At 68.3% G+C, this 13,807-nt stretch carries 14 protein-coding genes; 3 read left to right on the forward strand and 11 right to left on the reverse strand.

Annotated features, from left to right (window positions below):
* Positions 1-38 precede the first annotated feature (38 nt).
* Positions 39-1,556: a S8 family peptidase gene (locus tag ACQ260_RS03780; RefSeq protein ID WP_432558054.1), complete on the forward strand. Its 1,518-nt coding sequence runs from the start codon at positions 39-41 to the stop codon at positions 1,554-1,556.
* Between the two features lie 31 nt (positions 1,557-1,587).
* Here ACQ260_RS03780 and ACQ260_RS03785 read toward each other — a convergent pair whose 3' ends face one another.
* Both ACQ260_RS03785 and ACQ260_RS03790 read right to left on the reverse strand, forming a co-directional pair.
* Positions 1,588-2,112: a M23 family metallopeptidase gene (locus ACQ260_RS03785; RefSeq protein ID WP_432558055.1), complete on the reverse strand. Its 525-nt coding sequence runs from the start codon at positions 2,110-2,112 to the stop codon at positions 1,588-1,590.
* The gene (locus ACQ260_RS03790; protein ID WP_432558056.1) at positions 2,084-2,206 is read right to left on the reverse strand and encodes a hypothetical protein; all 123 of its coding nucleotides are present in this window, start codon (positions 2,204-2,206) and stop codon (positions 2,084-2,086) included. Before ACQ260_RS03790 ends, ACQ260_RS03785 begins: the two co-directional genes overlap by 29 nt.
* Before the next feature lie 152 nt (positions 2,207-2,358).
* Here ACQ260_RS03790 and ACQ260_RS03795 point away from each other — a divergent pair, with 152 nt between their 5' ends.
* Positions 2,359-3,453, forward strand: a complete 1,095-nt coding sequence (locus ACQ260_RS03795; RefSeq protein ID WP_432558057.1) for an LOG family protein — start codon at positions 2,359-2,361, stop codon at positions 3,451-3,453.
* Here the strand turns inward: ACQ260_RS03795 and ACQ260_RS03800 are convergent.
* From ACQ260_RS03800 to rpsB, 8 genes are all read right to left on the reverse strand, one after another.
* Positions 3,440-4,603 carry a CapA family protein gene (locus ACQ260_RS03800; protein ID WP_432558058.1) on the reverse strand — a complete coding sequence of 388 codons (1,164 nt, stop codon included), beginning with the start codon at positions 4,601-4,603 and terminating at the stop codon, positions 3,440-3,442. The genes ACQ260_RS03795 and ACQ260_RS03800 overlap by 14 nt on opposite strands.
* Positions 4,604-4,670: 67 nt before the next feature.
* Complete coding sequence (gdhA, locus tag ACQ260_RS03805) at positions 4,671-6,011, reverse strand: NADP-specific glutamate dehydrogenase (protein ID WP_432558059.1); 1,341 nt, start codon at positions 6,009-6,011, stop codon at positions 4,671-4,673.
* 1 nt (position 6,012) lies between these two features.
* Positions 6,013-7,182, reverse strand: coding sequence for a dual-specificity RNA methyltransferase RlmN (gene rlmN / locus ACQ260_RS03810; protein WP_432558060.1), 1,170 nt, complete (start codon positions 7,180-7,182; stop codon positions 6,013-6,015).
* On the reverse strand, positions 7,179-8,084 hold the full coding sequence (locus ACQ260_RS03815) for a phosphatidate cytidylyltransferase (protein ID WP_432558061.1): 906 nt from the start codon (positions 8,082-8,084) through the stop codon (positions 7,179-7,181). Before ACQ260_RS03815 ends, rlmN begins: the two co-directional genes overlap by 4 nt.
* A complete protein-coding gene (gene frr, locus ACQ260_RS03820) occupies positions 8,084-8,638 on the reverse strand; it encodes a ribosome recycling factor (protein WP_432558365.1) in 555 nt (184 codons plus the stop codon). The genes ACQ260_RS03815 and frr overlap by 1 nt, the downstream gene beginning before the upstream one ends.
* Before the next feature lie 34 nt (positions 8,639-8,672).
* Positions 8,673-9,380 (reverse strand): UMP kinase, encoded by a 708-nt coding sequence (pyrH, locus tag ACQ260_RS03825; RefSeq protein ID WP_432558062.1) that lies wholly within the window; start codon positions 9,378-9,380, stop codon positions 8,673-8,675.
* Positions 9,381-9,567: 187 nt separating this feature from the next.
* Positions 9,568-10,380 (reverse strand): translation elongation factor Ts, encoded by an 813-nt coding sequence (gene tsf, locus ACQ260_RS03830; protein WP_432558063.1) that lies wholly within the window; start codon positions 10,378-10,380, stop codon positions 9,568-9,570.
* A 36-nt stretch (positions 10,381-10,416) separates the two neighbouring features.
* Positions 10,417-11,328: a 30S ribosomal protein S2 gene (rpsB, locus tag ACQ260_RS03835; protein ID WP_432558064.1), complete on the reverse strand. Its 912-nt coding sequence runs from the start codon at positions 11,326-11,328 to the stop codon at positions 10,417-10,419.
* A gap of 358 nt (positions 11,329-11,686) precedes the next feature.
* Here rpsB and ACQ260_RS03840 point away from each other — a divergent pair, with 358 nt between their 5' ends.
* Positions 11,687-12,691: a peptidoglycan DD-metalloendopeptidase family protein gene (locus ACQ260_RS03840; RefSeq protein ID WP_432558065.1), complete on the forward strand. Its 1,005-nt coding sequence runs from the start codon at positions 11,687-11,689 to the stop codon at positions 12,689-12,691.
* A gap of 38 nt (positions 12,692-12,729) precedes the next feature.
* Here ACQ260_RS03840 and ACQ260_RS03845 read toward each other — a convergent pair whose 3' ends face one another.
* Positions 12,730-13,698: a tyrosine recombinase XerC gene (locus ACQ260_RS03845; RefSeq protein WP_432558066.1), complete on the reverse strand. Its 969-nt coding sequence runs from the start codon at positions 13,696-13,698 to the stop codon at positions 12,730-12,732.
* Positions 13,699-13,807 lie beyond the last annotated feature (109 nt).

A 13,807-nucleotide genomic window follows, 5' to 3' on the forward strand; every position in this document is an offset into this window, starting at 1 on the left:
GCTGACGCTACTTTGACCGCACTACCCCAGGAGAGACAATGTCGTCTTCTCGAATCCGTCGCGCCGCACTCGCCTGCATGGCAGTGGGCGCGCTGGCAATGCCCGCCGTCGGCGCCGCACAGGCCGCACCCAACGCGGAACCACCGTCGACCCCCGTGCCCTTCACGGCGGTGGAGGGCGAAGTGATGAGCTACGTCATCAACACGAAGAACGCCAATCCCGGCATGATCAACACCGCGGAGAAGGCCGTCCGCGCTGCCGGCGGCACCGTCGTCCAGAGCTGGCCGCAGATCGGCGTGGTGATCGCCCATTCGACCCACGCCGACTTCCTCACCAAGATCCGCGCGACCAAGAGCCCGTCGATCGAGTCGGCCGGCCCGACCCGGACCGCTCCGGTGGTGGAGGGTACGCCCGGGACCCCGGACTTCAAGCGCAAGGGCGCCTCGGGCTACAAGAAGAAGCCGGAGTTCACCAACGGTGACGCTCCGGCACCGGTGAACCCTGCCGAAGGCCCCGGTGACCCGCTCGAGCCCCAGCAGTGGGACATGCAGATGATCAAGGCCGATCAGGCGCACGAGATCACGCTGGGTTCCCGCAATGTGCTGGTGGGCGTCCTCGACTCGGGCATCGATCCGGACCACCCGGACCTGGCCCCCAACCTGGATGCCGCCAACTCCATCAACTGCTCCGCGGCGGGTCAGCCCGACCGGACCGCGCTCGCGTGGCAGGACACCACGAGCTATCACGGCACCCACGTGGCCGGCACGATCGCCGCGGCCCGCAACGGCGTCGGCATGGTCGGCGTTGCCCCCGGCGTCCGAATCGCCTCGGTGAAGGTCGTCAACGACGACGGCTACATCTTCCCGGAGTACGCGATCTGCGGGTTCGTCTGGGCCGCCGACCGCAACATGGACGTGACCAACAACTCCTATTACGTCGACCCGTTCGAGTTCTGGTGCGGCGACCAGCCCAACCAGGCACCGGCGATGGAGGCCGTCCGCCGTTCGGTCGCCTATGCCACCGGCAAGGGTGTCGTTCACGCGGCAGCGGCCGGCAACTCCGCCTACGATCTGGCCAACAAGACCACCGACGAGGGCTCGCCCAACGATTCGACCCCGATCCTGCGCCAGCTCAACAGCACGTGCAAGGATCTGCCGACCGAGCTCCCCGGCGTGGTGAGCGTCTCCGCGGTCAACAACACGGGCACCAAGGCCACGTTCTCCAACTATGGCCTCGGCAAGATCTCCGTCACGGCGCCGGGTCAGCGAATCCTGTCGACCATGCCGACCGATCACCCGGTGGCGCCGAACTACGCCCTGCTGTCCGGCACCTCGATGGCGTCCCCCCACGTCGCAGGCGTGCTGGCGCTGCTGAAGTCGACCCACCCGTCGGCGTCGCCGGCCGAGCTCATCGCGATGCTCGAGGCGCAGGCGGATGACACGAGCTGCCCCGTCTCCTACCCCGGCGGTCAGACCTGCACGGGCACGACGGAGGACAACTCGTTCTACGGCGAGGGCATGGTCGACGCCCTGGACGCGGTCTCGACCAGCCGCTGACCCGTCCGGCTCGCGCTCCGGGGAGGTTCACTCACGACCGGAGCGCGAGCACGTCGGCGGGATCCGTGGCCGACGACACTCCCCCGCCGACGCTGCGCCGTTCGAGATGGAGGTGGCAGCCGTCGGGTGCGCCGAGTGCCCCCACCTCCGCGATCGGCTGGCCCGGGACGACCCGGTCACCGTCGCCGACGAGCAGCGTCTGCGCGTGGGCCACGAGCAGATCTCGCTCGGCGGTGCGGATGCGGAAGGCCTTCGCGCCGTACGCCGACCCCAGGCCGCCGGTCACCACCCGACCGGACACCGCCGAGCGCAGCGTCTCCCCGCAGGGTATGGCGACATCGATGCCGTGGTGGAACCCCTGGCTGCCGGGGCAGCGGGGATCGCTTGTGTACCAGGGTGCCGAGGTGCACCCGAACCCGATCATCACCCGGTGGCGGCCGTCGAACCAAGGGGAGGCATAGCGGGTCCGGTCCTCGGTGAAGAACCGCCAGCGTGGATCAGCCGAAGCTGTCGGCTCAGGCGCCGGCTCATCCGTGGGTGTCGCGGTCCGACTCACGCTCACGGACGGGGAAGTCGTCGGGGACGGGCTTGCGCTCACGGAGGGCGTCGGGACCGCCGGCGAACTCTGCGTACCCCCTGGCCCTGCGCACGAACTCAACGCGAGCGCGCAAACGAAGACGAGGGCACCGCGGCGCGGGAGGGCGTCGCGTGCAAGGGGGGTACGCAGGGTCCGTGCCGGGTCGCTCATGGCCACCAGCCTGCCCCACCCAGGCTCACTCGGGATGCTGGCTAGTCTGCCCCCGTGGAACGCACACTGCTCGAGGTCGAGTCCCTCGCCGAGTTCGACGAACACATCACCGGTGCCACGAGCCTGGCCGGCTGGTTGCTCCAGTCGGTGGACCTGTCCGAGCGGGGCGCGGAGTTGCGGCGCGTCGATCCGGCCGGTGCGCTGTTTCTCGGCTGCACGCTGACCGACCGCACGCATCTGAGCCTGGTGCGGCGTGGTGCGCACGTGTTTCCGCGGATCGGCCAGGTCCCGTTCAATCCCTATCGGGCGCAGCTCTACACGGCGGCGGAGCTCTACGACTCACCGCATTATGCGGACAGCACCGACGCGCGGGTCTATGACTGGCTGCAGGCACGGCTCCCCCACCCCGCACTGCCCGACACGCTCGCGATGACCCTGCACGATCACGCGGTTACCGACGCGCTCGATCAGCTGCACATCGACCGCGACCGAACGGTCGGCATCATGGGCGGGCACAAATTGCGTCGGGATGAGGTGGGGTACGCCGCAGCGGCCCATCTGGCGGCGACCCTGGCAGAACAGGACGCGGTGATCCTCACCGGCGGCGGTCCGGGGGCCATGGAGGCCGCGAACCTCGGTGCGCGCTATGCCGGCTGCCGGAGCCGATTGGACGACGCGTGCGCAGAGCTGGCGACCGTGCCGTCGTTCCTGCCCGACATCGATGCGTGGGCGGCGACCGCACTCGCCGTGCTCGACGGCTGCCCCCGGACCGATGCGGTCCCCTCGATCGGAATCCCGACCTGGCACTACGGCCACGAACCGCCGAACGTGTTCGCAAGCCACATCGCGAAGTACTTCCACAACGCGCTCCGCGAGGACGAGTTGCTGCGCTGCGCCCGGGCCGGGATCGTGTGTCTACCCGGCGCCGCAGGCACTGTGCAGGAGATCTTCCAGGCGACGACGGCGAACTACTACGCGACCGACGCCGAACCCGTGGTGCCGATGGTGCTCGTGGGCCGCGCGTACTGGACGGAAACGTTCCCCGCCTGGCAGCTGCTGAGCGCGCTCGGGGAGGGCCGGCGGATGGCGCAGGTGATCCACCTCGTGGACGACCCAGCCGAGGTGCCCGAGTTGCTCAGGACTCGATGAGGCCCTCGGTGCCGCCGAGTGAGTGCACGACCCCACGCGTCCGCTCCTGAGCGACACGGAGCCGCTGGGAGTCGCCCTCACCCGCCGCAAGCGCCGTGTTGACCAGGAACAGCCGCGCCGGCTTGCCGGCACGCGACGGGGTGACGAGGGTCGGGATGAACTCGGCGCGTTCGACGGTGAACCCGCCGGATTCCTCGCGGAAGGTGAAACGGGCCGTCACTCCCTCATAGCCCCGCGGGACGTTGGCCTTGTGCTGGGCCACGAGGTTGCCGAGCCCGAAGACGACCCATTTGCCGTTGACCTTGGTCCACGGTTGAACCACGTGGACATGGTGGCCATAGACGAGGTCGACGTCGGGTGACGCCGTGAGCTGGTCCGCGAGCCTGCGCTGCTGGGCGTTGGGCTGGGACGAATACTCGTCGCCCCCGTGGATCGCGACCAGAACGATATCGGCCCCGCCCGCGCGCGCCCATGCGGCCCGGCGCAGGAGCGTGTCGGCGTCGAGATCCGGGACAGACCAGTGCTTTCCCTTCGGACGCGGGATGCCATTGGTGTCGTACGTTCCGGTGACGACCGCGATCCGGACGCCGTCCGCTGTGGTGAACGTGCGCGGAGCGTCCGCTTCCTCCTGCGACCGCGCGGTGCCGGCATGCGCGATGCCGCGGGCGTCCATAGCGTCCAGCGTGCGCACGAGACCGTCCCAGCCATCGTCCAGCGAGTGGTTCGAGGCCGTCGTGCAGAGGTCATAACCGACGTCTTTCACCGCGTCGAGGGTTTCTTGGGGTGCCTTGAACGCCGGATAGTAGCTGTAGGGGCCACCCGGTCGCGCCACCGGGACCTCGTTGTGGCAGATCGCCATGTCGGCCGTCTCGACCACCGGCCGGACGCCGTCGAGCAGCGGCCGGAAGTCGAGCGTGGGGTCAGGGCCGGACGCCGCGCGCTGCGCATCGAAGACGAGCGTGTTGTGCCACAACAGGTCGCCGTTCATGACCACCGTCGCCGCGCGGGGAGCAGCCTCCGGCGCGACCGGCGCACTGGCGTGGCGCATCGGCGCACAGCCTGCGAGGAGTGCCAGCGGGATCAAGGCCGCCACCGCGACGAGCGCACCGCGGAGCAGCGGGCGACGACGGAGACGGAAAAGGGTCCTCATGTCGCCACTTAAGCCGACAGAAGACCCTTTCGCGCCCAACCGCCCCCGAGAGGCGGCCAAATGTCCCTTAAATGACACCCAAGGCGATCACCGCGTCCGCCACCTTGGTGAAGCCCGCGATGTTCGCGCCCAGCACATAGTTGCCGGGAGCGCCGTATTCCTCGGCGGTCTCCGCGCAGTTCTGGTGGATGCCCACCATGATGTCCTGGAGGCGTTCCTCGGTGTACTCGAAGTCCCAGGAGTCCCGCGACGCGTTCTGCTGCATCTCCAGCGCCGACGTGGCGACGCCACCGGCGTTGGCCGCCTTGCCCGGCGCGAAGGCGATGCCGGCGTCCTGCAGGAGCGCGACCGCCTCGGGGGTGCAGGGCATGTTGGCGCCCTCGCTGACGGCGACGACACCGTTCTTGATCAAGGTCCGGGCGTGGTCGGCGTTCAGCTCGTTCTGAGTGGCGCAGGGCAGCGCGATGTCACACGGGACATCCCAGATCGAACCGGACTCCGCGAAGCGCGCACGGCCACCGCGGCGTGCGGCGTACTCGCTCACCCGGGCGCGCTCGACCTCCTTGATCTGCTTCATCAGCTCGAGATCGAGGCCGTCCTCATCCACGACATAGCCGGACGAGTCGGAACAGGCGATGACGGTGGCACCCAACTGGGTCGCCTTCTCGGTGGCATAGATCGCCACGTTGCCGGAACCCGACACGATGACCTTGCGGCCGTCGAGGCTCTCGCCCTTGGCCTTCAGCATCTCCTGGGTGAACATCACGGTGCCATAGCCGGTTGCCTCCGTGCGGACCAGCGAACCGCCCCAGGTGATGCCCTTGCCGGTGAGCACGCCCGACTCATAACGGTTGGTGATGCGCTTGTACTGCCCGAAGAGGAAGCCGATCTCACGACCGCCGACACCGATGTCACCGGCCGGCACGTCGGTGTATTCACCCAAATGGCGATAGAGCTCGGTCATGAAGGACTGGCAGAACCGCATGATCTCGCCCTCGGACCGACCGCGGGGATCGAAGTCCGACCCGCCCTTGCCACCACCGATGGGCATGCCGGTCAGGGAGTTCTTGAAGATCTGCTCGAAGCCCAGGAACTTGATGATGCCCAGATAGACCGAGGGATGAAACCGGAGGCCGCCCTTGTAGGGGCCGAGCACCGAGGAGAACTCCACCCGGAATCCGCGGTTGATCTGCACGTTGTTGTTGTCGTCCATCCACGGGACGCGGAAGATGATCTGCCGTTCGGGCTCGCAGATGCGCTCGAGCACGGCGGCGTCGACATATTGCGGGTTGCGCTCCAGCACCGGGGAGAGGCTCTCGAAGACCTCTTTGACCGACTGGTGGAACTCGGCCTCACCGGGGTTGCGCCGGACGACCGTGTCGTAGGTCTCCTGGATCTTGGTGTCCATCTCAGTCCTTCCTGTTCGAACCGGTCGCTGCGAGCTGGCCGCAGGCGCCGTCGATCTCACGACCGCGAGTGTCGCGGACCGTGACGGGTACGCCAGCCGCCTCCAGCCGCCGGACGAACTCCCTTTCGTCAGCGGGCCGCGAGGCGGTCCATCGCGATCCGGGCGTCGGGTTGAGCGGGATCAGGTTCACGTGCACCCAGCCCCAGTCGCCACGGCGCTTGAGCACCTTGGCGAGCAGATCAGCCCGATGAGCCTGATCGTTCACGTCCTTGATGAGGGCGTACTCGATCGAGACCCGTCGCTTGGTCGCCCGCGCATACTGCCACGCCGCGTCGACCGCCTCCGCCACCTTCCATCTGGTGTTCACCGGGACGATTTCATCGCGGAGTTCGTCGTCCGGGGCGTGCAGGCTGAGGGCCAGGGTCACCGGGATGCCTTCATCGGCCAACTGCCGGATGCGGGGCACCAGACCGACCGTGGAGACTGTGATCCCGCGGGCGCTGATGCCGAGGCCATGGGGTCCGGGAGCGATGAGTTGGCGAACGGCGCCGACCACGGCGTTGTAGTTCGCCAGCGGTTCCCCCATCCCCATGAACACGATGTTGTTGACCCGGCCCGGGCCGCCGGCGATCTCCCCACGGTGCAGGGCGCGGGCCCCGGCGAGCACCTGTTCGACGATCTCCGCGGTGGACATGTTGCGCTGCAGACCGCCCTGGCCGGTGGCACAGAACGGGCACGCCATCCCGCACCCGGCTTGGCTGGAGACACAGATCGTGGTGCGCATGTGCTGGTCCTCGCCCTGGCGTGGATAGCGCATCAGCACCGACTCGACGAGCGCGCCGTCATGGAGGCGCCACAGGGTCTTGACGGTATGGCCGTGGTCTGCGCTGAGGTCGTGCACCGTGTCGAGGAGGCTGGGGAAGAACGTCTCCGCGACCGCCTCGCGCTGCGCCGCGGGCAGGTCGGTCCAGGTGGTCGGGTCGTCGTTGAGACGGTCGAACCACTGTCGGGAGATTTGATCCGCCCGGTACGCCGGCAGTCCCGCGCGACGCACGGCTTCCTTCCGGGCGGCCGGATCCAAGTCGGTCCAGTGCGTCGGCGGCTTGCCGCGGCGCGGGGCGTCAAAGACGAGCGGCAACCGGGTGCTGTCCGAAGCGGCGCGCTCGCTCAACCGACACCTCCGGGAATGAGCAGGACCATCAGGAACCAAGCGGCAGGCGCGGCGACAAGCAGGGAGTCGAGCCGATCCATGACACCGCCGTGACCGGGGAGGAAGGACGACATGTCCTTGATGCCGACATCGCGTTTGACCAACGACTCGATGAGGTCACCGCAGGCGCCGACGATGACAAGGACCGCCCCGAGGATGATCCCCACCCAGAACGGGGCATGGAGCCCGTAGACGACGAACAGAATGGCGCCGACCACACCGAAGAGGATCGAGCCGGCGAACCCTTCCCACGTCTTCTTCGGGCTGATCCGGGGCGCCATTTTGTGTTTGCCGAACAGCACGCCCGCGACGTAGCCGCCGATGTCACCGAGCGCCACGACCGAGATGAAGGTGATGACCCGCATCCGGCCGAGCTCGTCGGCCAGCATGAGGCCGACGAATGATCCGAGCAGCGGGATATAGCCGATGATGAACAGGCTTGCCGCGGCATCCCGGACATAACCCTGCTCGCCCTTGGGCATCCGCCAGATCAACGTCACCAGCGCGGTGATCCCGATGGTGGCGAGCATCAGGGTGTTCGCCGAGATGCCCAGGTCCCGCTGCCCGGCGAAATAGGCGCTGATCACGATGGCCACCGTGCCGATGACGATCGGCACGATGGCGGAATGCATGTCCAGACGCTTCAGCGCTTGGTGGACCTCGACGGCGCCGAGGGCGAGCGCAAGACCCACCAGGATCTGGAAGCCCAGCGGGAACCAACCGAGCGTCACGACCAAGGCCGCCGACAGCACCACGCCCACCGTGATCGCAGCCGGGAGGTTGCGGCCGGCGCGACCGTGGTCGGGCGCAGGGGGCGCGGGAGGGATCCCGGGCCCTGGCGTGGACGGCTCAGGTGTCGTCATCAGACTTCGAGGAGCTCCGCTTCCTTGTTCTTGAGCAGTTCGTCGATCCGATCGGTGTGGCCCTTGGTGAGAGTCTCGAGCTCCTTCTCCGCACGCGCCACCTCGTCCTCGCCGGCCTCCTTGTCCTTGACCAGCTTGTCGAGGTGGTCCTTCGCATGGCGACGAACGTTGCGGATCGCAACCCGGGAATCCTCTGCCTTGTGCTTGGCGAGCTTCGTGTATTCCTTGCGGCGCTCCTCGGTGAGCTCCGGCAGGGACACGCGGATGGCGTGGCCGTCGGTCGCGGGATTGACGCCGAGGTCGGAGTCGCGGATCGCCTTCTCCACGGAGTGGAGCGTGCCGCGGTCGAAGGGGGTGATGAGGACCATGCGGGCGTCGACGACCTGCACGCTCGCCAGCTGCTGGAGCGGCATGTCCTGCCCGTAGGCGTTGGCCACGATCTTGGCGAACATGGCGGGATGCGCTCGTCCGGTGCGGATGGCGCCGAACTCTTCCTTTGCGTGCTCCACTGCCTGGTCCATCCTGACCTTGGCGTCTTTCATGATGTCGGCGATCACGTGATCGGTCCTTCCTCGGGTAGGGCGAAACTCAGGCGTGCACGGTCGTGCCGATCTTTTCACCGTTGACCGCGCGGGCGATGTTGCCCTCGGTGTCGAGGTTGAAGAAGATCATCGGCAAAGAATAGTCACGGGCCATCGAGATGGCGGTGGCGTCGGCGACCTTGAGGTCGCGGGCGAGAAACTCGTCATAGGTGAGGTCGTCGAACTTCACGGCGTCCGGATTGGTGCGCGGGTCGGAGTCATAGACCCCGTCGGTGCCCTGCTTGCCCATGAGGAGGACCTCGGCACCGATTTCGAGCGCTCGCTGGGCGGCAACGGTGTCGGTCGAGAAATACGGCATCCCCGAACCCGCGCCGAAGATGACGAGACGTCCCTTCTCAAGGTGTCGCTCCGCGCGTCGCGGGATGTAGGGCTCGGCCACCTGTCCCATGGTGATCGCCGTCTGCACGCGGGTGTTGATCCCCGCCTTCTCGCAGAAGTCCTGCAGCGCGAGGCAGTTCATCACAGTGCCGAGCATGCCCATGTAGTCAGCACGATCACGCTCCATGCCGCGCTGCTGCAGCTCGGCGCCCCGGAAGAAGTTGCCTCCGCCGACCACGACGGCGACCTGCACATTGCGCTGGACGACCTCCGCGATCTGTCGTGCGATGCTCGCCACGACATCCGGATCCACGCCCACGCGACCACCACCGAAGGCCTCACCGGACAACTTCAGCAGGACGCGCTTGTAGGTCATGGTTCTCCTCGTCAAAGTTCCAGTGGGTGTCGCGGCCCATCATCCCGCACAACAGGAGACCGTGACCAATCGCCCCACCCGGAAAAGGCTCGACCGTGTCCGAGGCGAGGTCGCCGGCCCCACAAACGGAACCGGGCGCCGCAGGAGCACTGGACTCCCGCGACGCCCGGCGTACGTGATCCGAGGATCAGGAACCGGCAGCCTCGAACCGCACGAAGCGGCTCACCTTGGCGCCGGCAGCGTCGAGCTGCTGGCCCACCGACTTCTTCTCATCGGTGATGGACTGCTGGTCCACCAAGCAGACCTCCTTGAAGAAGCCGTTGAGGCGACCCTCGACGATCTTGGGCAGCGCCTTCTCCGGCTTGCCCTCTTCGCGGGACTTGGCCTCGGCGATGCGCCGCTCGTTCTCGACGATGTCGGCGGGGACCTCGTCGCGCGAGACATACTGCGGCTTCATCGACGCGACCTGGAGGGCGACGCCACGCAGCAGCTCGGAATCACCCTCGCCGGAAACGATCACACCGACCTGCGGCGGCAGATCCGAGGCGCGACGGTGGAGATAGACGGCGGTGTCGCCACCGAGATAGGCCGCATTGCGGACCTCGAGCTTCTCGCCGATCTTGACGGCCAGATCGTGCACCGCGTCGGCGACGGTCTTGCCGTTGCCGAGGGCGAGCGCGTTGACGGCGTCCACGCCGTCGGCCTGAGCGGCGTCGGCAGCCTGGGCGATCTCCTGAGCCAGTTCCATGAACTCGGCGTTCTTGGCGACGAAGTCGGTCTCGGCCGCGAGCTGGATGAGCGCTCCGCCGGCGTTGGCGACGAGGCCGTTGCTGGCGTCGCGGTCAGCGCGCTTGGCAGCCTTGGCCTGACCCGACACGCGGAGGACCTCCACCGCCTTGTCGAAATCACCATCGGCCTCGGTGAGGGCCTTCTTCGCATCCATCATGCCCGCGCCGGTGGCGTCGCGGAGCTTCTTCACATCAGCAGCGGTAATGGCCATGTGTGTCCTTGTCTGTGTGTCTCGAGGGAAGTCCGGTCAGTTGGTCTCGGTGGTCTCAGCGGTCTCGGCCGCAGCAGCCTGCTCGGGCTGCTCCTGCTCCGCGGCGGCTTCGGCAGCGGGAGCCTCGGCGGCCGGAGCGTCGGTGGCGGCGGCGTCGGCCGGGGCCTCGGCAGCGTCCTGGGCGTCACCGGCAAGGAGCTCGCGCTCCCAGTCGGGCATCGGCTCGGCCGCAACCTCGGCCTCGGCACCGGTGGCGCCGGAGCGGGACATGAGGCCGTCGGCGACAGCGTCGGCGATCACGCGAGTGAGCAGCGCGACGGAACGGATCGCATCGTCGTTGCCCGGGATGGCGAAGTCGACCTCATCGGGGTCGCAGTTGGTGTCGAGGATGCCGATCACGGGGATCCGCAGCTTGCGCGCCTCGTCGACGGCGAGGTGCTCCTTCTTGGTGTCGACGACCCAAACCGCCTGCGGGGTCTTGGGCATGTCCCGGATGCCGCCGAGGTCCTTCTCCAGCTTGTCCTTCTCACGCTTGAGCATGAGGAGTTCCTTCTTGGTCAGGCCGGACCCCGCAACCGTGTCGAAGTCCATGGCCTCGAGCTCCTTGAGCCGCGAGATCCGCTTGGAGATGGTCTGGAAGTTGGTCAGCATGCCGCCGAGCCAGCGCTGGTTGACGAACGGCATCCCGACCCGCGTCGCCTGCTCGGCGATCGCTTCCTGGGCCTGCTTCTTGGTGCCGACGAAGAGGATCTGGCCGCCGCGGGCGACGGTCTCCTTGACGAAGGCATACGCCTGGTCGATATAGGTCAGCGACTGCTGCAGATCGATGATGTAGATGCCGTTGCGCTCGGTGAAGATGAAGCGCTTCATCTTCGGGTTCCAACGACGGGTCTGGTGCCCGAAGTGAACGCCGGACTCGAGCAATTGACGGGCTGTGACGACGGCCATGGCCGTTCCTCCTTGTGTGGGCGCACGCACGCGGCGGGCGCCGAACTGGTTGTTTCGATGCCGACCGTCGGCATCGCCTGATGCAGCATCCGCAGGAAGCCGCCGAGGCGGACCAGTCCCTGCAGAGGGGTGTGACTGCATGCGAAGTCAGCCCGGATGGCCGGACTGCAGGGCACAGTCTAGGTGGTCGGGGCCGGTGCCCACCAAATTTGGGCGACTGGGGCGCCGAGAACACCGCGAGGATGACGGTTGCGCAAGCCGTGCTGGATTGTCCACAGGCTGACGGGGGGCCGAAGCGGTATCCACAGGTTCGCTCGGCGGCCGGTCCGCACGGCGTCGGGTCGCGCACGGTGCAGTCATGCGGATGTGGTGGTGGTGCCTGCTGGCCGGGCTTGTGGTGACGTTGGGTTGTGCGGCCCCGGTGAGGGCGTGGGGAGTTCCGGAGGGGGGTACGCCGGGTGAGCTGGCTCCTCCCGTCCGCGGCGCGCCGGAGGTCGTGCGGCCGTTCGAGCCACCCGCGGAACGTTGGCGGGCCGGTCACCGCGGCGTCGATGTCGCGGCACCCGTCGGCGGCGAGATCCTCGCGACGGCGAACGGGGTGGTGAGCTTCGTCGGCCGGATCGCCGGCCGCAATGTGCTGGTGATCGACCACGGTGAGGTCCGGACGACCTACGAGCCCGTGAGCGCCACCGTCCCGGTCGGCACCCGCGTGCGGGCCGGCCAGGTGGTGGGCCGGCTCGACGAGGGCCACGACTGCGGCCGGGCCGGCGTGACCTGTGTGCATGTCGGACTGCGGCAGGGTGAGGACTACCTCGCGCCCGTGTTCGTGGTGGCGGCCCAGAACACCGTCCGGCTGCTGCCGGAGGACGCTGCCGAGGCGATCGAAGCCCGGGCCGCAGAGCGGGCGGCCGCGGCAGCCGCAGCGGCAGCAGCAGCCGGCGACGGAGGGCCGCCTCCAGCGCCGGGCTCGAGTGGGTTGGTGAGACCCGCGGCCGGGCCGATCACCTCACGGTTCGGGATGCGGCGGCATCCGGTGCTGGGGGTGTGGAAGTTGCATGACGGGACCGACTTCGGGCTCCCCTGCGGTGCGCCTCTGCGCGCGGTGGCCGCGGGACGGGTGACGCAGTCGTATTTCAACGCCGGCTATGGCAATCGGCTGTTCATCGACCACGGATCGGTCAACGGGCGGCGGCTGATGACTTCTTACAACCATGCGATCCGGTTCACCGTCGGCGTGGGCGAGCACGTCAGCGCCGGTCAGGTCATCGGGCTCAACGGCACGACCGGCTATTCGACCGGGTGCCACCTGCACCTGATGATGTGGGTGGACGGGCGTCTGGTCGATCCGGAGCGTTGGCTTTGAAACTGCGGAGGGCGACCTCGGCTGGTTGCACCGGCGGCTCAGGCGCGCGGGTGCGCCTGCTCGAAGGCCGCGCGCAGCCGGTCGTTGGTGACGTGGGTATAGATCTGTGTCGTCGCCAACGATGCGTGCCCGAGCATCTCCTGCACGCTGCGGAGGTCCGCACCCCCTTCGAGCAGGTGGGTCGCCATCGCGTGCCGCAGTCCGTGCGGGCCGAGGTCCGGGGCGCCCGGCACCGCGGTCAGTGCCCGGTGGACCACGCGCCGCACGACGCGCGGGTTGATCCGGCCGCCGCGCTCGCCGACGAACACCGCCGTGCCGGCGTCGGGGCCGGCCAGCTCGTGCCGTTGCGTGAGCCATGTCTCGACGGCGCGCCAGGCGGGTGCCCCCATCGGCACCGCTCGTTCCTTGTTGCCCTTGCCGATGACGCGGATCACGCGCCGGTCCCGATCCAGATCATCGAGATCGAGGCCACAGAGCTCGGCGACCCGGACCCCTGTGGCGTACAGGACTTCGAGGAGCGCCGCGTCCCGCGAACCGACCGGACCGGGCTCCTCGGCCGCCCGCGCGACAAGGGACCGCAGAAGCGTGTCGGCCTCGGTCTGGCTGAGCGTGGCGGGCAGACGCCGGGGCAGCTTGGGGGAACGCAGACCCAGCGCCGGGTCGGACGGGATGCGTCCGGTCTCGTGGGCCCAAGCGAAGAAGACGCGCGCGGCAGCCGCACGCCGCTGCAGCGTGGTCCGCTCGGCGCCGAGCGCGCCCTGCTGAGCCAACCAGTTCCGCAGGTGCCTGCGGTCGACCGTGGTGAGATCCGTGCGCCCGAGCGCATGGACATGCCGGAAGAGATGGGTGAGGTCACCCGCATAGGCGCGAACGGTGTGCGGGGACAGCCGGCGTTCCCGCTCCAGGAAGGCGACATAGGTGAGCAGCATTCGGGTCAGTTCCGCCGGGAGTTCATCCGCTGCCGATCCCTGAGCGGTGTCTTCGGTCTCGTCCCTCGGTTCGCTCATCGTCTCCAGTGTGCGTCGCAGCCGCGGTGACGGGACAGCGGCGCGCCGCAGCGGTGGGCGGCACCCGCTGCTCACGGGCGGTGCGGGGTGGGTCAGGGAACGATACGAT

Origin of the sequence: Ammonicoccus luteus, from assembly GCF_050880385.1 — a bacterium.
GTDB lineage: Bacteria > Actinomycetota > Actinomycetes > Propionibacteriales > Propionibacteriaceae > Enemella.

Excerpts from the sequence above, each read along its gene's own strand:
- ACQ260_RS03815 (WP_432558061.1), bottom strand. The coding sequence starts at position 8,084 with ATGACGACACCTGAGCCGTCCACGCCAGGGCCCGGGATCCCTCCCGCG.
- pyrH (WP_432558062.1), bottom strand. The coding sequence starts at position 9,380 with ATGACCTACAAGCGCGTCCTGCTGAAGTTGTCCGGTGAGGCCTTCGGT.
- rpsB (WP_432558064.1), bottom strand. The coding sequence starts at position 11,328 with ATGGCCGTCGTCACAGCCCGTCAATTGCTCGAGTCCGGCGTTCACTTC.
- ACQ260_RS03840 (WP_432558065.1), top strand. The coding sequence starts at position 11,687 with ATGCGGATGTGGTGGTGGTGCCTGCTGGCCGGGCTTGTGGTGACGTTG.
- ACQ260_RS03845 (WP_432558066.1), bottom strand. The coding sequence starts at position 13,698 with ATGAGCGAACCGAGGGACGAGACCGAAGACACCGCTCAGGGATCGGCA.
- ACQ260_RS03780 (WP_432558054.1), top strand. The coding sequence starts at position 39 with ATGTCGTCTTCTCGAATCCGTCGCGCCGCACTCGCCTGCATGGCAGTG.
- ACQ260_RS03800 (WP_432558058.1), bottom strand. The coding sequence starts at position 4,603 with ATGAGGACCCTTTTCCGTCTCCGTCGTCGCCCGCTGCTCCGCGGTGCG.
- tsf (WP_432558063.1), bottom strand. The coding sequence starts at position 10,380 with ATGGCCATTACCGCTGCTGATGTGAAGAAGCTCCGCGACGCCACCGGC.
- gdhA (WP_432558059.1), bottom strand. The coding sequence starts at position 6,011 with ATGGACACCAAGATCCAGGAGACCTACGACACGGTCGTCCGGCGCAAC.